This is a genomic window from Sphingobium sp. TomMM35A (assembly GCF_054771735.1).
On record NZ_BSRC01000001.1, the window covers coordinates 1,009,535 to 1,033,768 of the forward strand.

The window sequence follows — 24,234 nt, forward strand, 5'->3', positions numbered from 1 at the left end:
CGAAGCAGGCCTTTGTCGCAGCGGAGAGGGGCCTCCCCTCTCCAACTTCGGCTAGTCAGCCAGGCTGACAAGCCTGCGTATCCTCTCCCCTGAAGGGGCGAGGAAGGGAATGGGAACGATGACCGACAAGCCGACGCTGGATCAGTGGGCCGCCGCCTCCGCCAAGGAGGTAAAGGGCAAGGACCTGAACTGGGATACCCCGGAAGGGATCACCGTCAAGCCGCTCTATACGGCGGAGGACGTGACCGTCGATCCCGGCTTGCCGGGTTTTGCGCCGTTCACGCGCGGCGTGCGCGCTTCCATGTATGCGGGGCGCCCTTGGACCATCCGCCAATATGCGGGCTTTTCGACTGCCGAGGAGTCCAACGCCTTCTATCGCCGCAACCTGGCGGCGGGGCAGAAGGGGCTCAGCGTCGCCTTCGACCTTGCCACCCATCGCGGCTATGACAGCGATCATCCCCGCGTCGTCGGCGATGTCGGCAAGGCGGGCGTGGCGATCGACAGCGTCGAGGACATGAAGATCCTGTTCGATGGCATCCCGCTCGACCAGATGTCCGTGTCCATGACGATGAACGGCGCGGTGATCCCGATCCTGTCCTTCTTCATCGTTGCCGGCGAAGAGCAGGGCGTCGACCGCAAGCTGCTGGACGGAACCATTCAGAACGACATTCTGAAGGAGTTCATGGTCCGCAACACCTATATCTACCCGCCCGAACCGAGCATGCGGATCATCTCCGACATTTTCGGCTATACCAGCCGCGAGATGCCGAAGTTCAACAGCATCTCCATTTCCGGCTACCATATGCAGGAAGCTGGCGCGACGCAGGTGCAGGAACTGGCCTTCACCATCGCGGACGGTATCGAATATGTGAAATATGGCGTCGCGTCGGGGCTCGACATCGACAAGTTCGCGGGGCGTTTGAGCTTCTTCTTCGCGATCGGCATGAACTTCTTCATGGAAGTGGCGAAGCTGCGTGCCGCCCGCGTTCTGTGGCATCGCGCCATGACGAAGCTGGGCGCGCAGGACGAACGTAGCAAGATGCTGCGCACACACTGCCAGACTTCGGGCGTGTCGCTGACCGAGCAAGACCCCTATAACAACGTTATCCGCACCACCATCGAAGCGATGGCGGCGATGCTTGGCGGCACGCAGTCGCTGCACACCAACGCGCTGGATGAGGCGATTGCCCTCCCCACCGATTTTTCCGCACGTATCGCGCGCAACACGCAGATCGTGATCCAGGAAGAGACGGGGATGACGAAGGTCGTCGATCCTCTGGGCGGCAGCTATTATATCGAGGCGCTAACCCAGCAGCTGGTCAATGCCGCGCAGGAGATTATCGACCGCGTCGAGGGTGAGGGCGGTATGGCGAAGGCTGTGGCGGCAGGCTGGCCCAAGGCGATGATCGAGGAAGCGGCGGCTGCTCGCCAGGCGCGGGTCGATCGCGGTGAGGATGTCATCGTCGGCGTCAACAAATACCGCCTGGCGAACGAAGACCTGCTGGAAACGCTGGAGGTCGACAATAGCAAGGTGCGCGAGGCACAGATCGCCCGCATCAACAAGGTCAAGGCCGGGCGTGACGAGGCAAAGTGCCAGGCGGCGCTCCAGGCGCTGCGCGATGGTGCCGCGAAGCCGTCGAGCATCGATAACAACCTGCTCGCTTTGGCCGTGGAATGTGCCCGTGCGCGGGCCACGCTGGGGGAAATCTCCTCCGCGATGGAAGACAGCTTCGATCGCTATGGCACGGTCCCGACCCCGGTTAAGGGCGTTTATTCCAAACCTTATGCGCAGGACAGCCGCTGGAAACAGGTTCTTGACGGTGTGCAGGCCGTCGAGCGGCGCCTCGGCCGCAAGCCGAAACTACTCATCGCCAAGATGGGGCAGGACGGCCACGACCGGGGCGCCAACGTGATCGCGTCGGCTTTCGGGGACATGGGCTTTGACGTGGTATCGGGTCCGCTGTTCCAGACGCCTGAGGAGACCGTGGTGCTGGCGCTGGATAGCGGTGCCGATGTGGTCGGCGCCTCGTCGCTGGCCGCCGGGCACAAGACGCTCATCCCCGAGCTCATCAGGCAGCTTCGGGAAAAGGGCCGCAACGACATCAAGGTCATCGCGGGTGGCGTCATCCCGCCGCAGGACTATGACTATCTCCGTGACGCGGGCGTGCAGGGGATTTATGGACCCGGTTCCAATGTCGTGGAATGCGCCGCAGACGTGCTGCGCCTCCTCGGCCACAACATGCCCCCGGCGGGGCTGGAGGAAGCCGCTTGACCGAGATCACTCCTCGCACTGACTGGACTCGCGACGAAATCGGCGCGCTGTTCGACCTGCCCTTCAACGATTTGATGTTCGAGGCGCAGTCGATCCATCGCGCGAACTTTCCGCGCAATGAGGTCCAGCTATCGACCCTGCTGTCGATCAAGACCGGCGGTTGCCCGGAAGATTGCGGCTATTGCAGCCAGTCGACGGAAGCGGAAAGCGGCCTCAAAGCCACCAAATTGATGGACGTCCAGGCTGTGCTGCAGGCGGCGGCGCAGGCCAAGGACCATGGTTCAGGCCGTTTCTGCATGGGCGCAGCGTGGCGCAATCCCAAGGAACGGGACATGCCCAAGCTCATCGAGATGGTGAAGGGCGTGCGCCAGATGGGCATGGAAACCTGCATGACGCTGGGCATGCTGTCGTCCGATCAGGCAAAGCAACTCGCCGATGCGGGGCTCGATTACTATAATCACAACATCGATACCTCGCCGGAAAATTACGCGAACGTCATCACGACCCGGACATTCGAGGATCGCATCGAAACGCTGGAAAATGTGCGTTCGGCAGGGATCAATGTGTGCTGCGGCGGAATCGTCGGCATGGGCGAGACGCGGAGTGACCGGATCGGTTTCCTTCACGCGCTGGCGACCATGCCGCATCCCGAAAGCGTGCCGATCAATGCGCTAGTGCCTGTCGAAGGTACGGTGCTTGGCGACATGCTGAAGGACACACCGCTCGCGAAGATCGATGAGGTGGAGTTCGTGCGAACCGTGGCCGTTGCGCGCATCGTGATGCCGCAATCGATGGTGCGCCTCTCGGCAGGTCGCGAGAGCATGAGCGAGGCCTGTCAGGCGCTCTGCTTCATGGCGGGCGCGAACAGCATCTTTACCGGAGACAAGCTGCTGACAGCCGCCAATGCCGGTGACGACAAGGACAGCGCGCTGCTTTCAAAGCTCGGGATGACGCCGATGATGGCGCAACCCCACGGGCATCTGGAGGCGGCTGAATAGTTTCCCCTCATACGTCATGCTGAACCTGTTTCAGCATCCATCGGCCCTCCGCAGCCTTCGGCGTGAGAGGTGAAATGGACCCTGAACCGTAGGTCGGCGTAAGCCAAACAAGTTCAGGGTGACGCCGAGGGACAGAGAAGGGTTAGCCCGACTGGGCAACACAATAGGACTGGGCAAGGACAGATAATGGCAATCACCAAGATCCTGATCGCGAACCGTGGCGAAATCGCGTGCCGCGTCATCCGCACCGCGCGTAAGATGGGCATCAAGACCGTTGCGGTCTATTCGGATGCGGACGCCCGTTCGCCCCACGTCCTGATGGCGGACGAGGCGGTTCACCTTGGCCCGCCGCCGGCCGCGCAGTCCTACCTGCTCGCGGACAAGATTATCGAAGCATGCAAGCAGACCGGCGCTGACGCCGTGCACCCCGGCTACGGCTTTCTTTCGGAGCGCGAGAGCTTCCGCAAGGCGCTGGACGCCGAAGGCATCATCTTCGTCGGCCCGCCCGCCAACGCGATTGCGGCCATGGGCGACAAGATTGAATCCAAGAAGCTGGCAAAGGAAGCAGGCGTCAACGTCGTTCCGGGCTATGTCGGCGTGATCGAGGATACGGAACATGCCGTCCGTATCTCGAACGAGATCGGCTATCCGGTGATGATGAAGGCGTCGGCTGGCGGTGGCGGCAAGGGCATGCGCCTTGCTTATTCCGAGCAAGACGTTCGCGAAGGCTTTGAGGCCACCAAGCGTGAAGGCCTCAACAGCTTCGGCGACGACCGCGTGTTCATCGAAAAGTTCATCGAAAGCCCGCGCCACATCGAAATCCAGATCCTGGGCGACCAGCACGGCAATATTCTTTACCTGAACGAGCGCGAATGCTCGATCCAGCGCCGTCACCAGAAGGTGGTCGAGGAAGCGCCTTCGCCGTTCGTCTCCCCTGAAATGCGCAAGAAAATGGGTGAGCAGTGCGTCGCGCTTGCCCGTGCGGTCGGCTATTTCAGCGCTGGTACGGTCGAACTGATCGTATCGGGCGCGGACAAGACCGGCGATGGCTTCTACTTCCTGGAAATGAACACTCGCCTGCAGGTGGAGCATCCGGTCACGGAAGAAATCACCGGTCTCGACTTGGTCGAGCAGATGATCCGCGTCGCCAATGGGGAGGAACTGTCCTTCCGTCAGGAAGATGTGAAGATCAACGGTTGGGCGATCGAGAACCGCGTCTATGCAGAAGATCCCTATCGCGGCTTCCTGCCCTCCACCGGCCGTTTGATCCGCTACAATCCGCCAGAAGCCGTGGATGGCGTGCGTGTTGATGACGGTGTGGTCGAGGGCGGCGAAGTGTCGATGTTCTACGACCCGATGATCGCCAAGCTGATCACCTGGGCGCCGACCCGTCTGGAGGCGATCGACAAGCAAATCGCCGCGCTCGACCAGTTCGAGATCGAAGGGCCGGGCCACAATATCGATTTCGTGTCGGCGCTGATGCAGCATGAGCGTTTCCGTTCGGGCAACATCACCACCGGCTTCATCGCGGAGGAATATCCCGAAGGCTTCACTGGCGCTCCAGCTTCCGAAGCGCTTGTCAGGAAGCTGTCCGCGATCGGCGCTTTCGCTGCAATGGCACAGGCCGACCGCGCCCGTCGCATCGATGGCCAGCTTGGCAAAAAGCTGCGCGCGCCGACGGGCTGGCAGGTGAAGATCGGTGACGCGATCCATGATGTCGTGATCAGCGGCGACGATGTCACGGTCGATGGTGAAGCGATCGACATGGCACTGGAATATACGCCCGGTGATCGCCTGATCGAGGCCGAGTTCGGCGAGGAGTTGCTGGCGGTGAAGATCGCGCCGGTTCGCTCCGGCTTCGTTCTCACCGCGCATGGCGCCAGTCACAAGCTGCGTATCCTGCCAGCACACGCGGCGGTGCATGCCAAGCATATGATCGAAAAGATCCCGCCGGATCTGTCCCGTTTTCTGATCTGCCCGATGCCAGGGCTGCTCGTATCCCTGAACGTCAAGGAAGGCGACAAGGTTGAGGCCGGTCAGCCCTTGGCAGTGATCGAAGCGATGAAGATGGAGAACATCCTGCGCGCGCAGAAGGCGGGTACGGTGAAGAGCGTGTCGGCGGCTCAGGGTGAGAGCCTGCCTGTGGACGCGATCATCCTGGAACTCGAATAGGGTTGGTGGCCATGGCGCGGCAGGGACCATTTTCCTGCCGCGCTTTCCCGCCATTACGCACGCGCCAAAGGGGAGATGGGACCCAGGGTGAGCTTATCACGGCTCCAGCTGTTCAGCGTCGGGGCCTCGGCCTTGATGGGATCGGTCGGCTCGATCGAAGCTGGTTGAACCCTCGACGCTCGCGGATGATGCCGCTATCGCATCACCGATGACCAATTTTGCTGCTCCGCTTCGCCTCCGCCTCGACGGGGGTGCGCTCGTAAATAATTGGCGCTGGCTGCAACGGCGTAGCGGGAGCGCAGCATGCGGGGCAGCGATCAAAGCGGATGGCTACGGCACAGGTGCTGTGGAGGTCATGCGCCGCCTGCTCGATGCGGGATGCCGCGATTTTTTCGTATCCAGTTGGACGGAAGCGGCTTCCCTTGAACATCTGTTGCAGGACGGGGTCAATCTGTCCGTCTTCCATGGCGTGCGTGCCGAGGACATGGGGAAGGCGCTTTCCTCAAAAGCCCGGCCGGTGCTCTGCACTGCGGGTCAGATTGCGCGCTGGAAGTCCGCCAGCGGCGGCCTTTGTGACGTGATGGTCGATACGGGCATGAACCGGCTCGGGCTCGACTGGCGGAGCGATGTCGCTGCACAAATGAGCGGGCTGTCGGTCGACACATTGCTCAGCCACTTGGCATCGGGCGACGAGGATACGGATCTTAGCGCGCAGCAACTTGAGCGATTCAGCGACTTGCGCGCTCATGTTCCGGCGGGTCGCTATAGTCTCGCCAACAGCGCAGGCATCTGCCTGGGACAAGCCTATGCATTTGATCTGACACGTCCCGGGCTCGCGCTTTATGGCGGGATACCTCGGCCGGAGGCGTCAGAAGGAATCGCTCAAGTCGTCTTTCCGCAGGCGCAGGTGCTGCAACGGCGTTTCGTCCCTTCCGGAGACAGCATCGGCTATAACGCGACCCATCTCGCCAGGACGGACACGGAAATAGCCGTGCTTAACCTTGGCTATGCCGATGGTTATCTGCGCTGCTTCTCGGGGCGTGGCGTGGTCAGCGCTGGGGAAACGCACTTGCCTGTCGTGGGCCGCGTGTCGATGGACCTGATCGCTGTGGATGTCTCCGCGATGCCGTCGGTCAGGGAGGGGGACTGGCTGGATATCGATTATGACTTGCCCGCCGCTTCCGCTCTATCGGGCCTGTCGCAATATGAGTTGCTGACGAGCCTTGGTCCCCGTTTCGACCGGGTCTGGTTCTGAAGAGAACGGGCCATCATTTGGTGGCAGCAGGACAACAGTTCGTCGCGGATATGGAACGCTGGCGTCACCGATCTGGTTTTTCATCAGCCAAGAGGCAGAATGGGGTGAAGAACAGGAAAGGATGACCCGATGAAATCGATCATGCTTGCAGGTGCGGCATTGCTGGCTTTTTCAACCGGCGCTAATGGCATTGCGATCGCCCAGGGTGCGCCGGACAATACGGCTCAGCCTCCAGCAACTGACACAATGCCGGCGGATCCGGCGACACCCGCAACGACTGCCGATCCGAACGCGGGTCAGCCTACCGGAGAGGTTCCGCCTGCTACAGGTATGGCGCCAGCTTCGCCCGCAGTGCCTAGAGATCCCGCGGCTCCTGTAGGAAGCTCAGCAAATCCCGTGACGGTGGGCGGGAACATGACGCCGCCGCCTGCTGGCGGTAAGGACTATCCGCTGTGCAGCCGAACCGTACAGGATAGCTGCATCAATCCAGGTGAAGCGCCGCGTTCTAAGAAGGCGCGCAGGAATCGCTGACTTGGGACAGGGGCGCGGGCAGGGCGGCGATGAGCGCCGCCAGCCCGGCCTTGTCTTTAGCGGCGTCGGCCAAGCTGTGCTGATCGAGCACGGCGAGGAAGGCGGCTGTCGCGGCCTTTAATATGCCGGAGAGGCCGCAGGCGGAGCGCAGCCCGCAACCGGCACAGTCCGCTAGATTCATGTCGGTTTCGGTATGGCGGATGACTTCGCCTAAACTGATCAATTCGGGAGGGCGGGCGAGCGTGAAGCCGCCGCCTCTTCCTCTCTGGGTGATGATGAAGCCGCCGAGGCCGAGATGATGGACGACTTTCATCAAATGATTGCGTGACAACGCGTAGGCGTCGGCGACTTCGGGGATTGTCGCGCGGCCGGTGGGCGTGACTGCCAGATGGATGAGGACGCGCAGGGCGTAGTCGGTGTGGCGAGTCAATTGCATGAGGGAATGCGTTAATTGAAAGAGATTTGGGGATCAAACATGTAGCTAGTTTACATGTTTAAACATGTCACGTAAATGCACCTTTATCGAGTCTCATAAAGGGGTGCATCATGAACCAGCTCAGCGCTGAAACCATCGCGATCGTCAAGGCAACCGCTCCCGCGCTTCGGAGCCATGGCGTGGAGATCACCACAGCCATGTATAAGCGGCTGTTTCAGGATGCGTCGATCAAGGACATGTTCGACCAGGCGGCGCAGGAAAGTGGCGAGCAGCCGAAGCGTTTGGCAGCCGCTATCCTGGGATATGCGGAGAATATCGACAAGTTGCAGGCACTGACCGGCGCGGTGGAGCGCATGGTGCAGCGGCATGTCGAAACCGGCGTGAAGGCCGAGCATTATCCGAAGGTCGCCGAGGCGCTGCTGCCCGCGATCCGTGATGTGCTGGGGGCTGAGGTAGCCACCGACGCGGTCCTGGAAGCTTGGGGTAAGGCTTACTGGTTCCTGGCGGATATTCTGATTGGGAAGGAAGCGCAGGCTTATGAGGATGCTGAGGCTGCTTGATTGAGAGGAGCGGGGGGCGCTTGGGGCGTTCCCCTCTCCCTAACCTCGATGAGAGTCACCTGCCTCTCATCGACCCCTGAAGGGGAGAAGGACTCAGGCTGCTCTTAACAGGGTCAGGCGCGCCTTCCCTACGTCCCTTATTGCGTCCGCGACGAAGCCCTTCACTTCCACATCCTCGCGACGGTCGGTTTCGATGCTGACCCAGGTTGCGGGGCCGGTCCATCCGAGACGGCTGAGCTTGTCGAGCGCTACCGCGCCCGCGCCGCTATTGTAGGGCGGGTCCATGAAGATGAGGTCGAGCGGCTTGGGGGCTGGGCCGAGGGACAGGACGCTGCTCTGGCGGATATCCGGCCGGACGCCGAGCCGTTCGCCATTGGCGCGGATCGCCTCCAAGGCTGCACGATCCTGTTCGACGAAGAGACAAGTGGCTGCGCCCCGCGACATGGCTTCAAAGCCCAGGGCTCCCGAGCCTGCGAAGAAATCACCGACATTCAGGCCTTCGAAGGAGCCGATCCGGCTCAGCAGCATGGAGAAGAGCGTTTCGCGGGTGCGATCGGCGGTGGGGCGGGTGGCATCGCCCTTGGGAGCGGTGAGGGGGCGGCCTCTCCATCGGCCTGCGATGATTCTCATGGGTGGCGTTCCAGAAGAAGGGCGGGCTTCGGCAAATTCAGCCCGAAGGGATGAAAATCAGGATTTGGGCGTCTTCAGGCTTTTGCGGAAGACGATGAGGTCATGCTGCCGTACCTCCTCTACCGCGCCGGAAGCGAGTTCGCCGAGGTGGAAGGGGCCATAGCTGGTGCGGATGAGGCGGTTCACCTGAAGCCCGAGATGTTCCAGAACACGGCGGACTTCCCGGTTCTTGCCCTCCGTCAGCGTCATTTCGATCCACTGGTTGCGCCCGGTGCGGCGTTCCAGATTGGCCTCGATCTGTCCGTAGCGGATGCCGTCAATCTCTATGCCTTCGAACAGATCTTCAAGCTGAGCCTGGCTGATGTCTCCGAAGGCGCGGGCGCGATAGGTGCGGGGAACGCCGGTTGCGGGTAATTCCATCTGCCGCTTGAATTCGCCATCGGTGGTGAGGAGCAGCAGCCCTTCGGTCGTCATGTCGAGGCGGCCGATCGGCATCACGCGCGGCAGATCGGCGGGCAAGCGGTCGTAGATGGTTGGGCGGCCGCGGGGATCACGTTCCGTGGTCAGATAGCCTGAAGGTTTGTGAAAGAGGAAGAGACGTGCCGGAGCAGGCTGAGCGACTGGCGTGCCGTCCACCGCGACCCCGTTGAGCGAGGTCAGCAAGGTTGCAGGCGTGGACACAGCTTCGCCATCCAAGGTGACGCGGCCTTCCTCGATCATGCGTTCGACTTCGCGGCGCGAGGCTATGCCGGCGCGGGCAAGCAGCTTGGCGATGCGTTGCGGTTCATTCTTGCCGCTGGCGGCCGCAGCCGTGCGAGCCGGGTGGGGATTGGCAGGCTTGGCCGGAGCGGGCTTCGCCTTGCGGAAAGGGGGCCGAGCCGGACGCGTACCAGCTGGCTTGTCCTGCGAAGGGCGCCGGGGTCCGCCCGGTCCTGCCCTGCGCGGCGGTCCTGATTTTTTCGGCGGCTGCACGCTCGGTTCCTTTAACGAAGCGGCGGCGCTTCCCATATGGAAAGCACCGGAAAATGACGAAAGGTGCCGTGCCATCGCCCAATGCGGAGGAACGGCCGCAACTCCCTTGGGATGCTGCGCGTTTGATCGGTTGCATGGCGCATATGGGGCGGATCGGCAAATGTTTTTCGGGCTAGTCAAAGGGGACTCGAAGCCACGGCAGCAGGGACAGGCGATCCGCAGCGTGCTGGTCGTTGAAGACGAGCCGCTGGTCGCGTTCGACAATGAGCATGTGCTGGAGCAAGCGGGATATCGCGTTGCAGCGACGGTCGATGATTATGATCATGCCATCCGCGTGATCGAGCAGGATGAGGTCGATCTGGTCATCGCCGACATCACCCTGCACGGGGACAAGACCGGGATCGACGTCGCTCGGCATGCCTATGCGAAGGGTTTGGCGGTACTGTTCGTCAGTGGAAGCTGTCCGGTGGACGCGCATGAGATGGCGGTCGGCTGCCTGGCCAAGCCCTATTTGCCGCGCGAACTGCTGGCTTCCATCGGCGTGATCGAGGCTTTGATGGTTGGAGCCGATCGTCCCCGGGTGCCTCGGGGTTTGCATTTGTTTGATGATGCGGGGTGAGTTGGCCGCGTCTTCCTTGCCCTAGTAAGGGCCTGAGCCGTTGGCGGCCGAGTGAGCACCATCAAGGAGGTGTCAGCGCCAATGACAATTATTGGGAAATTACTGGCCCGGCCGAAAATATCAATGTTTCGTTTTGTTCAAGCGCCAGAATGAAACCTCTTTGCTCGTGCCCCGCAAAGGCAAGAATATCTTTGCGACATGCTCCTGCATAAATCCGATCTTCTTAAGAACTGCTTCTGATGCCGGATTGTCGGTCATGGCGGATGCTGTAATGGCGGTAAATGGAGTTGCTTCGAAGATATGCTCGATCACGCAGCGCGCAGCTTCCGTGGCATAGCCACGTCCCCAGTGGTTCGGTGAAATCATATAAGTCAGTTCCGCGACATCTGCCTCGCCTGCAAAACCGATCATCCCGATGAACTCGCCATTTTCGGCGAGGGTGATGGCCAGGTTATGACGTCTGCATCCTGCAACCATCCGTATGAACTCAATGCGCTTCTGACCTTCGGATAAGGATGAGGTATCGAGGCCGTCGTAAGCGCCACTCGCTTATCCCCGGCAATCATCTCCAGGGCGACCGCATCGCCGTTATCGGGCGTCCGTAGGGAAAGGCGACTGGTGGTCAGACGAAATGCATCAATGGTCATCGCCAGACGCTACCGGGTCGGATATCTGACGTCCATCATAGGGGCCATCGGAGCTTCTGAGAGAGGAACTTCTTTCGCGGCTTAGCCTGATTCCCTCTCCCCACCCCTCTCCCCTGAAGGGGAGAGGGAGCATGGCACACGGAATGGCGACGTTGGGCGTATTTGCATGCCGCAGATGAGAGAAATAACTGCTGAAGAGTGAGGCGCTGATGATCAGTTGCGGGCTTCGTCGCGCTATCCCATTCTGGACTAATGAACCGGACAACGATGACAAGGCTCAAGGCGTGGGCGAGGAATATCAAGCGTGATATCATCGCCCTCTGGCTCGCTGCGCGCGATCCTCGGGTTGCCTGGTATGCGAAGGCTTTGGCGGCTGCTGTCGCGGCTTACGCCCTGTCGCCGGTCGACCTCATTCCGGATTTCATTCCTGTCCTTGGCTATCTTGATGATCTGGTGATCGTGCCGTTGGGCATCATGGCTGCGGTCAGGCTCGTTCCTCAGCATGTGATGGCTGAGCTTCGGATGAAGGCCGTGGAGCGGCGCAAGCCTGTGTCTGTGGCAGGTTTGATCTTCGTTGTGATGGTGTGGATAGTGGCGGTCGGGTTTGTGGGGTGGATGTGGTTTGGTTGATTGCGTTGAAGCGGCAACTTTTTGCACTCGATCTACGTTGCGCTGGCCCACCCCAGCCCTTCATACGAGTCACGTGCCTCGTATGAACGCCTGCGGGAGGGGAGATATGTGTCGGCCGTTGTGCTTGTTTCTTCGATGATTGGCCATATGGTGGCGGGATAAGCATCTTCGGGGGCGCAGCTTTTCATGAATGACATTGCCGTTGGCACCAGGAGTTGGCTGGATGCTGTGAAACCCTATGTGGAGAAGGCGCCACTTGCAGCGCTTTTCCTGGGGATTTCATCGGGCTTTCCCTTTGCGATGATCGGCGCGAACCTGGCGTCGCGACTGGCGCAGGACGGGATCGATAAGAAAAGCGTCACGGCGTTCAGCTTGGTGCTGCTCGCCTATAACCTCAAATGGCTGTGGGCCTGGGTGATCGAAGGGGTGAAGCTGCCCCTGCTTCATCGGCTGGGGCAGCGCGTGTCCTGGATGCTGGTGGCCGGTCTGCTGGTGATGGCGGCGGTGGTCAATCTGGCCTTTGTCGATCCGGCGAACGACCTGATGGGCACGGTACGCGCGGCGATCCTGTTGGGGATTGCGGGGGCGACGTTCGACATCATCATCGATGGCTATCGGATCGAGATATTGCGGCCCGAGCAATTAGGTATCGGTGCGGGCATGTCGCAATATGGCTGGCGGATCGGCGCGGCAGCGGCGGGGGCGCTGGCGCTGGTGGTGGCGCAATATTGGGACTGGACGCTGGCTTATCTGGTCTGTTCCCTGTTCGCGCTGCCTGCGATGCTAGCGGCGCTGGTCGTCGGCGAGCCCGAACGGCATCGGGAGATTGCTTCGCGCAAGACGGGCGGGGAGCTGGTGCAGGCGATCGTCGGGCCTTTCGTCGACTTCTTCAAGCGCAAGGGCGCGTTGCTCGTCCTGCTGTTCATCATCGTGCACAAGATCGGGGACACGCTGGCGAACCTGACGTTCCGGTTGCTCTTCAACGATCTGGGCTACAGCAATGAGGAGATCGCGATCTACGATGTGGGCGTGGGCTTCTGGGCGTTGCTGGCGGGTATTTTCGTGGGTGGCGTGCTGTATGCGCGGCTGGGGTTGAAACGGTCGGTGCTGATCAGCCTCGTGCTCATGGCGGTGTCGAACTTCAGCTTTGCGCTGCTGGCGGGGACCGGCAAGAGCAATCTGGGCATGGCGGGCGCGATCGGCTTCGAGAATTTCGCGAGCGGGATCGGCGGCGTGGCGGTGGTCGCGTACTTCTCAGCGCTGTGCGACCTACGCTTTACCGCTGCCCAATATGCGATGATTTCGGCAGCGGCGAGCATCGTTGGGCGCTTCCTGACCGGGACGACGGCGGGAGCGCTGATCGAGCGGTTCGGCTATGTGGACTTCTACCTGTTGACGACCGTGTTGGCGCTGCCGGGCATCATCCTTTTCTGGCTGATGATGCGCAGCGGGCTGGTGGATGCGAGCGTCGGCAGCGCGGCGACGGAGGAGGGGGCTCAGGCGCCTGCGTAGAGGTCCAGCGGGCGACCGAGATCGCCGTGCGCCTGGGCTACGGCTTGCAGGCAGGTGAGCGCGCCCAGCACATCCTCGGTGCCGAGCAGCGTGGCGAGCTGGTCGTAGGATGAAGGAGGGTCCTGCAGAGCCGTGCTGATCGCGTGCATGAGGGTTGCTTCGTCGGCGGTCATCCGGGCGCAGCAACAGGGCGCGACCAATATCCGGCGGGTGGCGCAGCGGGCGACCTCCAGCATCATGGCGCGCATCAGGACGAGCGGACGGCGATAGCTGCGCCCGAATGCGCCGAGCATGGCGTTCGCGGCATGAGCGTCGTTGACCCCGGCGCTGGCCATGCGGCGCATGGTGTAGAGGAAGAGGCGATTGCCGTAGCCGTGCGGCATCGAGCGGGGCAGGTCTAGAGGGCTGATCTCTCCATGGGCCATGTGCGAGCACCTTTATCCGTTGTGTGACGGACTGTAGGTTACGCTATTGCGAGTCAATCGCAAGTCTATTCAGTCAGGAAACTGCTCGTTCAGGCGCAAAATTTCGCCCGCAAGGTAAAGCGACCCGGCGATGAGGAGGAGCGGGGCTTGATCTCCGCTGGTGGTGGCGACGGCCTGGATCGCTTCGGCGGGGCTTGCATGGGCACTGCAGCCTATGCCCCATTGCTCCGCGATGGCGGCGAAGCGGCTTGGGGGGTGATGATCATGGCCCGGCACGGGGAGCGCGTGGATGTGCGCGATGCGCCCGGCGAAGGGAGCAAGGAAGGCGTCCACATCTTTGTTGGCGAGCATCCCGATGACGAGATGCAGTTGGCGGCCGCCAAGCCGGTCGGCGGTGAAGAAGGCGCTGATTGCTTCGCCTGCTCCGGCGTTATGGCCGCCGTCGAGCCAGGCTTCGCTGCCAGGCGGGAGGGGGGCGAGCAGGGGTCCGTGGTCCAGGCGCTGGAGGCGCGCGGGCCAATGCGCCCAGAGGGGCGCGGCCTTCAGGGCGGCCTCGCTGACGGGCAAGGCGCTTTGATGGCGGAGCATGGCGAAGGCGAGCGCGGCGTTCTGTACCTGATGCGCGCCGGGGAGGCGGGGGAGCGGGGTGTCGAGGCGGCCCTGCTCGTCGCGGTAATGGAGCCGGTCGCGGTAGCTTGCGGCGTCCCAGCTTTGGCCCATGGGGAGCCAGACCGTGCGGGCGCGATTGGCGGCTTCGCGCATCACGGAAGCGAGCGATTCGGGGTAGCGCTGCGTAACGAGGGGCGCGCGGGGTTTGGCGATGCCTGCCTTTTCAGTGGCGATGGCGCGAAGATTGTCGCCGAGGAAGGCCTGATGATCGAGGCCAAGCTGGGCGATGCCGCAGACGGCGGGATTCTCGATGATGTTGGTGGCGTCGAGCCGTCCGCCGAGCCCCACTTCGATGATGCAGGCGTCGGCGGGATGTTCGGCGAAGGCGAGGAAGGCGGCGGCGGTCGTGACTTCGAAGAAGCTGGCGTTGATACCCTCCGCAACGTCCAGCACGCGGGAGAGATAGTGGGCGAGCGCTTCGTCGCTGATCAGCTGGCCATTGAGGCGGATGCGTTCGTTGAAGCGGACGAGATGGGGCGAGGTGAAGACGTGAACGCTCCTGCCGTCCGCTTCCAAAGCCGCGCGCAGAAAAGCACAGGTCGAGCCTTTGCCGTTGGTTCCCGCGACATGGAACACCGGCGGCAGCGCCCGATGCGGATCGCGCAGGCGGTCAAGCAAGCGAGTGATGCGGTCGAGGCCAAGCGTGTCAGCGCCGGGCGAGAGCGTGGCTAGCCGGTCCAGTTGAGCCTGAACGCCCGGATCATCGGAAATGGCGTGGTCGGGCATGGCCCTAAATCCCTCGCGCGGTGGCGTCAGGCAGCCGCGCGGGGAGCGAGGTAGCCGATCACCCGTGCGAGCGTGTCGCGCAATTCGCTACGGTGAACAACCATGTCGAGCATGCCATGTTCCAGAAGATATTCAGCGCGTTGGAAGCCATCGGGCAGCTTTTCGCGGATCGTGCTTTCGATGACGCGCTGGCCTGCGAAGCCGATAAGGGCGTTAGGCTCGGCGATCTGGACATCGCCCAGCATCGCATAGCTGGCGGTGACGCCACCCGTCGTCGGATCGGTGAGGACGACGATATAGGGGAGGCCCGCCGCGTGCAGTTTCTGGATCGCGACGGTCGATCGCGGCATCTGCATGAGGGATAGTATCCCTTCCTGCATGCGCGCGCCGCCTGCTGCGGTGAAGATGACATAAGGGCATTTATGGCCAATGGCTTCGTTCACGCCCTGGATGAATGCCGCGCCCACGCCCATGCCCATGGAGCCACCCATGAAGGCGAAATTCTGCACACCCATGACCAGCGGAACGTCGTCGATCGCGCCGCGCGCGTTGATGAGGGCGTCCTGATCCCCGGTCTGGGCACGGGCGGCCTTCATGCGGTCGGGATAGCGCTTGGAATCGCGGAACTTGAGCGGGTCTTCCTGAACCGGCGGGGTCGGTAGCAGGATGAAGCCCGCGTCTAGGATTTGCTCGAACCGCTCGGACGGGCCGATGCGGCCATGATGGTCGCAGCGCGGGCAGACGGACAGATTGTCTTCCCACTCCTTGATGAAGATCATTTCCGTGCAGGACGGGCATTTGTGCCACAGCGTCTCGGCCGTGCTTTCCTTTTTGGCAAGGAAGGGGACGGCGTTGCGGACGCGGTTGATCCAACTCATGCGGCGGTCTCCCGAAAATGGGGGCTGTTGGCTTTGAGAGCGCCGCTCAAGGTGGCGACGAACTCCTGAACGAAGGGGGCGGCGGCGTCGCCATGCGAGCCGATGATGTCCACAATGGCCGATCCGACGACCACGCCGTCAGCGACACGGCCGATCCCGGCGGCCTGCTCGGCGGAGCGGACGCCGAAGCCGACGGCGATGGGAAGGTCCGTCGCGGCCTTCAGCTTTTCCACGGCCTGTTCGACGGCGGTTTGGGCTGCCTGCTGTTTGCCGGTCACGCCCGCAACGGCGACATGGTAGAGGAAGCCGCTGGCGCCATCGAGCACGGTCGGAAGGCGCGCGGCATCGGTCGTGGGTGTCGCGAGGCGTATGAGGTGAACGCCTGCCGCGCGCAGGGCAGGGCCGATTTCGGCGTCCTCTTCGGGGGGCGTATCGACACAGATGACGCCATCGACGCCTGCTTCACGGCACTGGTTCGCAAACCATTCGGAGCCACGGATCAGCATCGGATTGGCATAGCCCATCAGCACCAGCGGGGTATGGGGGTGCCGCGCGCGGAAGGTGGTGGCGAGATGGAAGATGTCCTTGGTCTTCGTACCCGAGCCAAGGCTGCGCAGATTTGCCAATTCGATCGCGGGGCCGTCCGCCATCGGATCGGTGAAGGGCATGCCGAGTTCGATGATGTCGGCGCCGCCAGCGACAAGGGCGTCGAGGATCGCCGGAGTGGCAGTAACCGTCGGGTCGCCCGCGGTCACGAAGGTGACGAGGGCGGCGCGCCCTGCTTCCTTGCAGGCGGCGAAGCGGGTGGCGAGGCGGTCAGTCATCAGTAATCCCTGCGCGGGCGTGTTCCTGCGCAGGCAGGAATCCAGATCGGACGGCGGGACTGGGCTCCTGCCTTCGCAGGAGCACGGAGTGCGCGGAAGGGCATCACATCTCCACTCCCAGCGCGTCGGCGACGGTGAAGATGTCCTTGTCGCCCCGTCCGGAGAGATTGACGACGATGATCTGGTCCGCGTCCATCGTGGGGGCAACCTTTTCCGCGCTGGCGATGGCGTGGGCGGATTCCAGCGCCGGGATGATGCCTTCCAGAGCCGCAAGCTTCTGGAAGCTGGCGAGCGCTTCGTCATCGGTGATCGGCATATATTGAACGCGGCCGATCTCATGCAGCCAGCTATGTTCAGGGCCGATGCCGGGATAGTCGAGCCCGGCCGAAATGCTGTGCGCTTCGGTGATCTGGCCGTCTTCGTCCTGAAGCAGATAGGTCCGGTTGCCATGGAGGATGCCAGACGCGCCGCCCGCGAGCGAGGCGGCATGCTTGCCGGTGAGGCCCTCGCCCGCTGCTTCCACGCCGATCATCTTGACGTCCACATCGTCAAGGAAGGGGTGGAAAAGACCAATGGCGTTGGAGCCGCCGCCGACCGGGGCGATCAGCAGGTCAGGCAGGCAGCCTTCGATTTCGACGATCTGCTGGCGCGCCTCCTTGCCGATCACCGACTGAAAGTCGCGGACCAGTTCCGGATAGGGGTGCGGCCCCGCAGCAGTGCCGATGATGTAGAAGGTGTCGTGGACGTTTGAAACCCAATGACGCAAGGCGTCGTTCATCGCATCTTTTAGCGTTTGCGAGCCTGACACGACGGGAATGACTTCCGCGCCCAGCAGCTTCATGCGGAAGACGTTGGGCTTTTGCCGCTCGACATCCTTCGCGCCCATGAAGATCTTGCATTCCATGCCGAACAAGGCGGCGACGGTGGCGGTGGCGACGCCATGCTGGCCCGCACCCGTTTCGGCGATCACCTTCTTCTTGCCCATGCGGCGAGCGAGCAGCGCCTGGCCGATGCAATTGTTGATCTTGTGCGCGCCGGTGTGGTTCAATTCCTCGCGCTTCAGATAGATTTTTGCGCCCTTACCATCTGGGGCATCGGCGCGTAGCGCTTCGGTGAGGCGGCCTGCATAGTAAAGCGGGTTGGGCCGGCCGACATAGCTTCGCAGCAACTCTTCGAACTCGGCTTCGAAAGTCGGGTCCTGCTTTGCTTCCTTGTAGACCTTTTCCAGCTCCAGAATGAGCGGCATCAGCGTTTCGGCGACATAGCGGCCGCCGAAAGACCCGAAATGACCGGATGCGTCCGGTTGCGAGCGGAGGGAGTTGCTGATGGTCATGATTGCTGTGCCGCTTTGCAGAAGGCCATGATCTTGTCCACACTCTTGATGCCTGGCGCGCTTTCCACGCCCGAAGAAACGTCGATCATCGGTGCGCCGGTGATGCGGATCGCTTCGGCGACATTGTCGATGCCGAGACCTCCTGAAAGGCCCCAGGGCATGGATATGGGGACGCCGCGCAGCAGGGTCCAGTCGAAGCGGAGCCCCATTCCACCGGGGAGCGCCGCGCTATCAGGCGTTTTCGCATCAAACAGGAGGAAGTCGGCCGCACCGGCATAGGCTTTCGCTGCATCGATGTCCGCGCGGGTCTTGACGGAAATGGCTTTCCAGACGGGGAGGTCGAAGCGCTTGGCGATAGCGGCGGCGCGTTCGGGGCTTTCCTTGCCGTGGAGTTGCAGGGCGGTGAGAGTCTTGGTTGCGGCGAGTTCAGCAAGTGTTTCGTCTGTAGGATCGACCAGGACAGCTACGCGCTCGACATGGGCGGGGATGGTTGAGGCCAAAGCGCGCAACTGGTCGGCCTCGACATGGCGGGGGCTCTTGGCGAAATGGACGAAGCCCAGATGGGTCGCGCCTGCCCGAACGGCTGCGCCGATCGTGTCGGGCGTGGAAAGGCCGCAAATCTTGATGGCGAGTCGGGGCATTTGGGGGCTTTAGCGGCTGTTGGGTTGGGAGAGAACCGGTTTGATCCTCATGCGATCAGCCCGAACGGAGGATCAGACCGTCAAATCCATATCGTGGAGCGCCAGCCATTGGTCGGCATGGTCGATACAGGCTTTGCCGAGGAACGCGTCGACCTGATCCATGATCTGGTCGTCGGTGAGTTGCGCGGGGTCGAGCGGCGGGTGCCAGTGGACGCGGAAATTGGGCCCGGTGGTTCGGATCAGGTAGAAGGGGAGGAACTTCGCACCGACTTTGCGGCCTAGGCGCAGCGCGACGGAAAGATTGCCGGACGGCGGCAAGTCGCGGCCGAAGCGGGGGAACCAGACCTGACGATCGCGGCGCTCGTCCAGCAGGATATAGAGGGTGGCGCGGTCCTTGGTCGTCAAATGCTTCAGGATACCGCGAGCCGCGCCGTCGCCGGTGATCGCCTCCCCCATATAGGAGCTGCGGGCGCGCTTCAGCATGGCGGCCTGCCCCGGATCTTGCGGCGGGTCATAGACGCCGAGACCGGGGCGGTCAGTCGACGCCTTGATATGGGCGGCGAGCAGGTCCCAATTGCCGATATGCACGGCAAGCGCGATCATGGGGCCGGGACCGGCGAGAACCTCTTCATAGCCTTTGGCGTCTTCGACCGTGATATGGTCGTTTTCGATCAACCGGTCGATGTTGGTGAGTTCGGCCATGGTGCGGCCGAGATTGATCCAGCGGCGGGTGAGCATTTCCTCACGCGTGGCTTCATCCAGATCGGGGCGCAGGATGGCGAGGTTGGCGCGGGCGCGCTGGTCTCGCAGCTTCATGTTCCTGCGGGCTATGTTCGCGGACAGCCAGCCGCCGAGCCATGAGGCGACCGACGCCGGGAGAATGCGCAGGAGGGTGAAGAGAAAAGGGTTGGAGAGCATCTTGCCAAGCGTCATACAGCAGCGGTCGGGGCGGTAAAGGGCTTGGATTTACGATGGGTTGGGCCTTTTGGGCGTGGGCGGTGCTGCAGGGGCTGACGCTGCTGGGCGTGCTGAACTATTGGCGGCATCTTCCAGTGGACCGGAAGGAGGAAGCGCCTGAGGGCGTGGTCGTCCTGCTGTCGGTGCGAAATGATTGGGATGGCGGGGCGGAACTTATCGCCCGGTTGAAGGCGCAGACGGCGCGGTTCCGGCTGGTGATCGCGTCGAGCGGCGGGTGCGCGGCGGCGGAAGCTTTGGCAGCGCGGGAGGGGGATTGGGTGCAGCTTGTCCGCGCGGGCATGGCAGTGAATGAGGGGCAGAAGGTTCATAAATTGCGCGCGGCTTTGCGGGCTTTGCGGCCGGAGGACCGCTATTTGGTGTTCGTGGATGCGGATATCGAGCCGCCCGCCCGGTTGGTGGGGCGGTTGCTCTTTCCCTTGGTGCGGGGGAAGGCGGACATCGTGACCGGCTATCGGCTGCTGTTGCCTGAGGCGCGGCCTGTGGCGGCGCTGGTCGGGGCTGTGGAGATGCAGCTGGCGACATTGCCACGGGCTGCGAGCGCGACCATGCCCTGGGGCGGAGCGATGGCGTTGACGCGGGAGGTGGCGGAGCGGCTCGACCTAGACGCGGCGCTGGCGGGGCGGTTGTCGGATGATATGGCGATCGGCCTTGCGGGATGGCGCGCGAAGCTGCGGTTGCGGCCGGTGCGGGATTTGCTGGTGGCATCGCCGCTGGAGGGAGGCGGGGCGATTGCGTTTGGCGTGCGGCAGTACCGGCATATCGTGACGAACAGCGTGGGGATGTGGGGCATCGCTGCTCTGGTGGTTGGCGCGCAAGCTTTGGGTTGGGTTTGGGCGATGTGCTGGGGTGGTTGGGGCGCTCTGGCCATTGGCTATGCGGCGGCTTTTGGTCGCGCGCTGGGGCGGCGGCGGATCATCGCGGGAGTATTGGAGCCGGACCAGGCGCGGGCGGCGCGGCGTTCGCTCTGGTGGGATGTGCTGGCGCCTTTTGCCGTATGCTGGGCGCATTGGGGGATGCAACTCGCGGCGGCTGGATCACGGCGGATCAGGTGGGGCGGATTTGATTATTGGGTGAGCGGCGGGAAGGTGGTGCGCATGAGAAGAGCGAGGGAGTTATCCGTTTAGCAAACGGCCTAGGACTTGAGTTGATTTTTGATCTCTCGCTCGTCGTGATTTAGGAGAGTGAAATATACCAGCAGACGAGCGGCTTGTGGAACGTGGCTCATAGAGCCGGATGATCTATCGCGATCAAACGACCACATTGTGGCACGTCAGAACCCTGCAGGAAAGAGATGCTTGCCCTGTTCGTCCAGCCGCAGGACGACCTTTCCCGCGACCGCGCTGACGGGCAGGTCGGCGTAGAGGTGGGGGAAGAGGGCGCCGCCGCGTGATTCTTCCCATTTGAGCGCATCGCCGAAGGGGGCAAGGTCGATCATCAGCATCACCAGGTGGTCCTGGCCCGCGAAATGCTTGGCGGCGGTTTCAGCCGCCTGTTCGCGGGTGGACAGGTGGATGTAGCCATCGGCCAGATCGACGGGCGCGCCCTTGAACACGCCGTCGGTCTTTAGCTGGTCATACTGATCCCTGGTCAGGATCTTGTAGGCGAAGAGCTCCGTCACTCTTCGGTGAGGTCCGGGTCGGCTTCGGGGCTGACTTCGGGTGAGACTTCCATGCCAGCCGGGGTGCTGATTTCCGTTTCCTCGTCGCTCTCCTCGATCTTCGCGGCGCTGACGACATGCTCATCGTCCGAGACGTTGAAGAGGCGCACGCCTGCCGAATTGCGGCCGATGACGCGCAGGGTGTCGAGGCCCATGCGGATCAGCTTGGCCTGGTCGGTTACCAGCATCAGATGATCGCCATGACGCGCGGGGAAGCTCGCCACCACCGGGCCGTTGCGGCCGATATTGTCGATATTCGTGATGCCCTGGCCGCCACGTCCGGTGCGGCGATAGTCATAGGCCGACGATAGCTTGCCGTAGCCGTTGGAGCAGACGGTGAGGATGAACTGCTCCTTGCCCTGTAGCTCGGCAAAGCGCTCCTCGCTCATCTGGGGGGAGCCTTCCTTCTCCGGCTTCCACGGGGCGAAACGCAAATAGTCTTCGCGCTCCTCCTGCGTCGTCCCGGCGCGGTGGAGGATGGAGAGCGAGATGACTTCATCATCGCCCTTCAGCGTCATGCCGCGTACGCCGGTGGACGTACGGCTCTGAAACTCGCGCACATCGGTCGCCTTGAAGCGGATCGCCTTGCCCTGGCGGGTGGCGAGCAAGACGTCATCCTCTTCGCTCAGCAGGGCGACGCCGATCAGGCAATCGTCGCTGCCCTCATCGAAGCGCATCGCGATCTTGCCGTTGCTCGGCACGTTGGCGAAGGCGTCCATGCTGTTGCGGCGGACCGTGCCGTTCGCGGTGGCGAACATGACGTGCAGGTCCTTCCAGCTATCCTCATCCTCGGGCAGCGGCAGCACGGTCTGGATCGTTTCGCCCGGACCGAGCGGCAGGAGGTTCACCATCGGACGGCCGCGCGTCGCGGGGCCACCTTCGGGCAGGCGCCAGACCTTGAGGCGGTAGACCTTGCCTGCGGTGGAGAAGAAGAGGACCGGCGTGTGCGTTGAGGTCACGAACAGTTCGGTGATCGCATCCTCATCCTTGGTCGCCATGCCGGACCGGCCCTTGCCGCCGCGCGCCTGGGCGCGGAAGCTTTCGAGAGGGGTGCGCTTGATATAGCCCTGCACGGTGACGGTGACGACCATCTCCTCGCGCTCGATCAGGTCTTCATCCTCGATGCCGTCGGCGGCGGCGGTGATTTCCGAGATGCGGGGCGTGGCGAAGTCGCGCTCGATCGCCTCGAACTCCTCGCGCATCACCGCGTAGAGCTTCTGCCGGTTGCCCAAAATTTCGAGATATTCGGCGATGGCAGCGGCCAGTTCGGCCAGTTCGTTGCCGATCTCGTCGCGGCCAAGCGCGGTCAGGCGGTGGAGGCGCAGGTCCAGGATCGCACGGACCTGAACGTCGGACAGTCGGTAGGTGTCGCCGGTCGCCTCTGTCTCGATCGCTTCGACGAGGCGCAGATAGGGCGCGATTTCAGCGACCGGCCATTCGCGGGCCAGCAGCGTTTCGCGCGCCTCGGCCGGACTGGCCGAGCCACGGATGGTGCGAACGACTTCATCGAGGTTGGTGACCGCGATGACGAGGCCCAGCAAGATATGCGCGCGGTCGCGAGCCTTGTTGAGTTCGTACTTCGTACGGCGGGTGATGACCTCTTCGCGAAACTTGACGAAGGCTTCGATGATATCGCGGATGTTGAGAAGTTCGGGACGGCCGCCGCGAATGGCGAGCATGTTGGCCGGGAAGCTCGACTGCGCGGGAGTGTTGCGCCACAGCTGGTTCAGCACGACCTCTGGCGTCGCATCCCGCTTCAGGTCCATGACGATGCGCACGCCTTCGCGATTGGATTCATCGCGAATGTCGCTGATGCCCTCGATCCGCTTGTCCTTGGCGGCTTCGGCGATCTTTTCGACCAGGCCATTCTTGCCGACCTGATAAGGAATGGCGGTGAGGACGATGGAGCGACGGTCGCCGCGACCTTCCTCGATCACGTGGCGCGAGCGCATCATGATGGATCCGCGCCCGGTGTGATAGGCGCTGCGAGCTCCGGACTGGCCGAGGATCAGCGGCGCGGTAGGGAAGTCGGGGCCGGGGACGATCTGGATCAGTTCGTCGATGGTGGTGGCGGGGTTGTCGATATAGGCAAGGCAGGCGCGGACCACTTCGCCCAGATTGTGAGGCGGGATATTGGTCGCCATGCCGACCGCGATGCCGCCCGAGCCGTTGACCAACAGGTTGGGAAAGCGTGCGGGCAGAACCTGCGGCTCGCTTTCCGAAGCGTCATAGTTGGGTTGGAAATCGACGGTGTCCTTGTCGAGATCCTCCAGCAGGGCATTCGTGACCTTGGCCAGGCGCGCTTCGGTGTAGCGCATCGCCGCCGGCGGATCGGGATCCATTGAACCGAAGTTCCCCTGACCATCGATCAAAGGGACCCGCATCGCCCAATCCTGGGTCATGCGCGCCAAGGCGTCGTAGATCGGGCTGTCGCCATGGGGGTGATATTTACCGATCACGTCACCGACGATGCGCGCCGACTTGCGATAGGGCTTGTTATAGGTGAAGCCCGATTCATGGGCCGAAAAGAGGATACGGCGGTGCACCGGCTTCAACCCGTCGCGCACGTCCGGCAGGGCGCGGGCGACGATGACCGACATGGCATAGTCGAGATAGCTTGCCTTCATCTCCTCCACGATGGAGATGGGGCTGATGTCCGAAGGGTCGGCGAGGGCAGTCTCGTCGGTCAATGCGATTCTCTTTTTGGATGGAACTGTTTCGTTGCTCATGCACTAGCGGAGCGAAACAAATCTGTCACCCCTCGCGCGCACGCGCGCTCGCGTCAGATCAAGCTGCAAGAAAGGGCTGACAGGCGGAAAACTGCTGCATATACGATGTTCAAACGTCATTCACGCGCCGTCCCCTAAAC

General features: G+C 62.6%; 22 protein-coding genes and 1 pseudogene. 10 read left to right on the forward strand and 13 right to left on the reverse strand.

What is annotated here, in order from left to right; genetic code table 11:
• Positions 1 to 118 precede the first annotated feature (118 nt).
• The 4 genes from scpA to alr all read left to right on the forward strand — a co-directional run bounded on the left by scpA (position 119) and on the right by alr (position 6,697).
• Positions 119 to 2,272, forward strand: a complete 2,154-nt coding sequence (gene scpA / locus ACYU8T_RS04985; protein ID WP_461158705.1) for a methylmalonyl-CoA mutase — start codon at positions 119 to 121, stop codon at positions 2,270 to 2,272.
• Positions 2,269 to 3,270 (forward strand): biotin synthase BioB, encoded by a 1,002-nt coding sequence (bioB, locus tag ACYU8T_RS04990; protein ID WP_461158706.1) that lies wholly within the window; start codon positions 2,269 to 2,271, stop codon positions 3,268 to 3,270. Before scpA ends, bioB begins: the two co-directional genes overlap by 4 nt.
• Positions 3,271 to 3,456: 186 nt before the next feature.
• Positions 3,457 to 5,442 carry an acetyl-CoA carboxylase biotin carboxylase subunit gene (locus tag ACYU8T_RS04995; RefSeq protein ID WP_201513891.1) on the forward strand — a complete coding sequence of 662 codons (1,986 nt, stop codon included), beginning with the start codon at positions 3,457 to 3,459 and terminating at the stop codon, positions 5,440 to 5,442.
• Between the two features lie 208 nt (positions 5,443 to 5,650).
• On the forward strand, positions 5,651 to 6,697 hold the full coding sequence (gene alr, locus ACYU8T_RS05000) for an alanine racemase (RefSeq protein ID WP_461158707.1): 1,047 nt from the start codon (positions 5,651 to 5,653) through the stop codon (positions 6,695 to 6,697).
• Between the two features lie 505 nt (positions 6,698 to 7,202).
• Here the strand turns inward: alr and ACYU8T_RS05005 are convergent.
• Positions 7,203 to 7,664 (reverse strand): RrF2 family transcriptional regulator, encoded by a 462-nt coding sequence (locus tag ACYU8T_RS05005; protein ID WP_201514049.1) that lies wholly within the window; start codon positions 7,662 to 7,664, stop codon positions 7,203 to 7,205.
• 110 nt (positions 7,665 to 7,774) lie between these two features.
• Between ACYU8T_RS05005 and ACYU8T_RS05010 the strand changes: the two genes are divergently transcribed.
• Positions 7,775 to 8,224, forward strand: a complete 450-nt coding sequence (locus ACYU8T_RS05010) for a globin domain-containing protein (protein ID WP_443018545.1) — start codon at positions 7,775 to 7,777, stop codon at positions 8,222 to 8,224.
• 93 nt (positions 8,225 to 8,317) lie between these two features.
• On the opposite strand, the gene rsmD is transcribed toward ACYU8T_RS05010, so the two are convergent.
• Positions 8,318 to 8,854, reverse strand: coding sequence for a 16S rRNA (guanine(966)-N(2))-methyltransferase RsmD (gene rsmD / locus ACYU8T_RS05015; protein WP_201514048.1), 537 nt, complete (start codon positions 8,852 to 8,854; stop codon positions 8,318 to 8,320).
• Between the two features lie 57 nt (positions 8,855 to 8,911).
• Positions 8,912 to 9,826: a pseudouridine synthase gene (locus ACYU8T_RS05020; protein ID WP_461158708.1), complete on the reverse strand. Its 915-nt coding sequence runs from the start codon at positions 9,824 to 9,826 to the stop codon at positions 8,912 to 8,914.
• Positions 9,827 to 9,879: 53 nt separating this feature from the next.
• On the opposite strand from ACYU8T_RS05020, the gene ACYU8T_RS05025 reads away from it, so the two are divergent.
• Both ACYU8T_RS05025 and ACYU8T_RS05030 read left to right on the forward strand, forming a co-directional pair.
• Positions 9,880 to 10,002, forward strand: a complete 123-nt coding sequence (locus ACYU8T_RS05025; RefSeq protein ID WP_268933187.1) for a hypothetical protein — start codon at positions 9,880 to 9,882, stop codon at positions 10,000 to 10,002.
• The gene (locus tag ACYU8T_RS05030) at positions 9,987 to 10,445 is read left to right on the forward strand and encodes a response regulator (RefSeq protein WP_461158709.1); all 459 of its coding nucleotides are present in this window, start codon (positions 9,987 to 9,989) and stop codon (positions 10,443 to 10,445) included. The genes ACYU8T_RS05025 and ACYU8T_RS05030 overlap by 16 nt, the downstream gene beginning before the upstream one ends.
• A 120-nt stretch (positions 10,446 to 10,565) precedes the next feature.
• On the opposite strand, the pseudogene ACYU8T_RS05035 reads toward ACYU8T_RS05030, so the two are convergent.
• Positions 10,566 to 10,943 (reverse strand): annotated as a pseudogene (locus tag ACYU8T_RS05035) (GNAT family N-acetyltransferase); the annotation flags it as partial.
• A 416-nt stretch (positions 10,944 to 11,359) separates the two neighbouring features.
• Here ACYU8T_RS05035 and ACYU8T_RS05040 point away from each other — a divergent pair.
• Together ACYU8T_RS05040 and ACYU8T_RS05045 are read left to right on the forward strand one after the other, a co-directional pair.
• Positions 11,360 to 11,722 carry a YkvA family protein gene (locus ACYU8T_RS05040; protein ID WP_461158710.1) on the forward strand — a complete coding sequence of 121 codons (363 nt, stop codon included), beginning with the start codon at positions 11,360 to 11,362 and terminating at the stop codon, positions 11,720 to 11,722.
• Between the two features lie 186 nt (positions 11,723 to 11,908).
• Positions 11,909 to 13,234 carry an AmpG family muropeptide MFS transporter gene (locus ACYU8T_RS05045; protein ID WP_201514038.1) on the forward strand — a complete coding sequence of 442 codons (1,326 nt, stop codon included), beginning with the start codon at positions 11,909 to 11,911 and terminating at the stop codon, positions 13,232 to 13,234.
• Here the strand turns inward: ACYU8T_RS05045 and ACYU8T_RS05050 are convergent.
• The 7 genes from ACYU8T_RS05050 to ACYU8T_RS05080 all read right to left on the reverse strand — a co-directional run bounded on the left by ACYU8T_RS05050 (position 13,219) and on the right by ACYU8T_RS05080 (position 19,648).
• Entirely contained in the window at positions 13,219 to 13,659 is a 441-nt protein-coding gene (locus ACYU8T_RS05050; RefSeq protein ID WP_461158711.1) for a DUF6628 family protein, read from the reverse strand. The genes ACYU8T_RS05045 and ACYU8T_RS05050 overlap by 16 nt on opposite strands.
• Before the next feature lie 69 nt (positions 13,660 to 13,728).
• The gene (locus tag ACYU8T_RS05055) at positions 13,729 to 15,054 is read right to left on the reverse strand and encodes a bifunctional folylpolyglutamate synthase/dihydrofolate synthase (protein ID WP_461158712.1); all 1,326 of its coding nucleotides are present in this window, start codon (positions 15,052 to 15,054) and stop codon (positions 13,729 to 13,731) included.
• A 26-nt stretch (positions 15,055 to 15,080) separates the two neighbouring features.
• A complete protein-coding gene (accD, locus tag ACYU8T_RS05060) occupies positions 15,081 to 15,932 on the reverse strand; it encodes an acetyl-CoA carboxylase, carboxyltransferase subunit beta (protein WP_097091588.1) in 852 nt (283 codons plus the stop codon).
• The gene (gene trpA / locus ACYU8T_RS05065) at positions 15,929 to 16,756 is read right to left on the reverse strand and encodes a tryptophan synthase subunit alpha (protein ID WP_461158713.1); all 828 of its coding nucleotides are present in this window, start codon (positions 16,754 to 16,756) and stop codon (positions 15,929 to 15,931) included. The genes accD and trpA overlap by 4 nt, the downstream gene beginning before the upstream one ends.
• Positions 16,757 to 16,859: 103 nt before the next feature.
• Positions 16,860 to 18,089, reverse strand: a complete 1,230-nt coding sequence (trpB, locus tag ACYU8T_RS05070) for a tryptophan synthase subunit beta (protein WP_461158714.1) — start codon at positions 18,087 to 18,089, stop codon at positions 16,860 to 16,862.
• The gene (locus tag ACYU8T_RS05075) at positions 18,086 to 18,730 is read right to left on the reverse strand and encodes a phosphoribosylanthranilate isomerase (protein WP_461158715.1); all 645 of its coding nucleotides are present in this window, start codon (positions 18,728 to 18,730) and stop codon (positions 18,086 to 18,088) included. Before ACYU8T_RS05075 ends, trpB begins: the two co-directional genes overlap by 4 nt.
• Positions 18,731 to 18,802: 72 nt before the next feature.
• Positions 18,803 to 19,648: a lysophospholipid acyltransferase family protein gene (locus ACYU8T_RS05080; protein WP_461159751.1), complete on the reverse strand. Its 846-nt coding sequence runs from the start codon at positions 19,646 to 19,648 to the stop codon at positions 18,803 to 18,805.
• Between the two features lie 53 nt (positions 19,649 to 19,701).
• Between ACYU8T_RS05080 and ACYU8T_RS05085 the strand changes: the two genes are divergently transcribed.
• Entirely contained in the window at positions 19,702 to 20,832 is a 1,131-nt protein-coding gene (locus ACYU8T_RS05085) for a glycosyltransferase (protein ID WP_461158716.1), read from the forward strand.
• Positions 20,833 to 20,978: 146 nt separating this feature from the next.
• Here the strand turns inward: ACYU8T_RS05085 and ACYU8T_RS05090 are convergent, their stop codons facing one another.
• Together ACYU8T_RS05090 and gyrA are read right to left on the reverse strand one after the other, a co-directional pair.
• Positions 20,979 to 21,326 (reverse strand): DUF952 domain-containing protein, encoded by a 348-nt coding sequence (locus ACYU8T_RS05090; RefSeq protein WP_461158717.1) that lies wholly within the window; start codon positions 21,324 to 21,326, stop codon positions 20,979 to 20,981.
• On the reverse strand, positions 21,323 to 24,055 hold the full coding sequence (gene gyrA, locus ACYU8T_RS05095) for a DNA gyrase subunit A (protein WP_461158718.1): 2,733 nt from the start codon (positions 24,053 to 24,055) through the stop codon (positions 21,323 to 21,325). The genes ACYU8T_RS05090 and gyrA overlap by 4 nt, the downstream gene beginning before the upstream one ends.
• Positions 24,056 to 24,234 lie beyond the last annotated feature (179 nt).

Excerpts from the sequence above, each read along its gene's own strand:
- scpA (WP_461158705.1), top strand. The coding sequence starts at position 119 with ATGACCGACAAGCCGACGCTGGATCAGTGGGCCGCCGCCTCCGCCAAG.
- ACYU8T_RS04995 (WP_201513891.1), top strand. The coding sequence starts at position 3,457 with ATGGCAATCACCAAGATCCTGATCGCGAACCGTGGCGAAATCGCGTGC.
- alr (WP_461158707.1), top strand. The coding sequence starts at position 5,651 with ATGACCAATTTTGCTGCTCCGCTTCGCCTCCGCCTCGACGGGGGTGCG.
- ACYU8T_RS05005 (WP_201514049.1), bottom strand. The coding sequence starts at position 7,664 with ATGCAATTGACTCGCCACACCGACTACGCCCTGCGCGTCCTCATCCAT.
- ACYU8T_RS05010 (WP_443018545.1), top strand. The coding sequence starts at position 7,775 with ATGAACCAGCTCAGCGCTGAAACCATCGCGATCGTCAAGGCAACCGCT.
- rsmD (WP_201514048.1), bottom strand. The coding sequence starts at position 8,854 with ATGAGAATCATCGCAGGCCGATGGAGAGGCCGCCCCCTCACCGCTCCC.
- ACYU8T_RS05025 (WP_268933187.1), top strand. The coding sequence starts at position 9,880 with ATGACGAAAGGTGCCGTGCCATCGCCCAATGCGGAGGAACGGCCGCAA.
- ACYU8T_RS05030 (WP_461158709.1), top strand. The coding sequence starts at position 9,987 with ATGTTTTTCGGGCTAGTCAAAGGGGACTCGAAGCCACGGCAGCAGGGA.
- ACYU8T_RS05040 (WP_461158710.1), top strand. The coding sequence starts at position 11,360 with ATGACAAGGCTCAAGGCGTGGGCGAGGAATATCAAGCGTGATATCATC.
- ACYU8T_RS05045 (WP_201514038.1), top strand. The coding sequence starts at position 11,909 with ATGAATGACATTGCCGTTGGCACCAGGAGTTGGCTGGATGCTGTGAAA.
- ACYU8T_RS05050 (WP_461158711.1), bottom strand. The coding sequence starts at position 13,659 with ATGGCCCATGGAGAGATCAGCCCTCTAGACCTGCCCCGCTCGATGCCG.
- ACYU8T_RS05055 (WP_461158712.1), bottom strand. The coding sequence starts at position 15,054 with ATGCCCGACCACGCCATTTCCGATGATCCGGGCGTTCAGGCTCAACTG.
- accD (WP_097091588.1), bottom strand. The coding sequence starts at position 15,932 with ATGAGTTGGATCAACCGCGTCCGCAACGCCGTCCCCTTCCTTGCCAAA.
- trpA (WP_461158713.1), bottom strand. The coding sequence starts at position 16,756 with ATGACTGACCGCCTCGCCACCCGCTTCGCCGCCTGCAAGGAAGCAGGG.
- trpB (WP_461158714.1), bottom strand. The coding sequence starts at position 18,089 with ATGACCATCAGCAACTCCCTCCGCTCGCAACCGGACGCATCCGGTCAT.
- ACYU8T_RS05075 (WP_461158715.1), bottom strand. The coding sequence starts at position 18,730 with ATGCCCCGACTCGCCATCAAGATTTGCGGCCTTTCCACGCCCGACACG.
- ACYU8T_RS05080 (WP_461159751.1), bottom strand. The coding sequence starts at position 19,648 with ATGCTCTCCAACCCTTTTCTCTTCACCCTCCTGCGCATTCTCCCGGCG.
- ACYU8T_RS05085 (WP_461158716.1), top strand. The coding sequence starts at position 19,702 with ATGGGTTGGGCCTTTTGGGCGTGGGCGGTGCTGCAGGGGCTGACGCTG.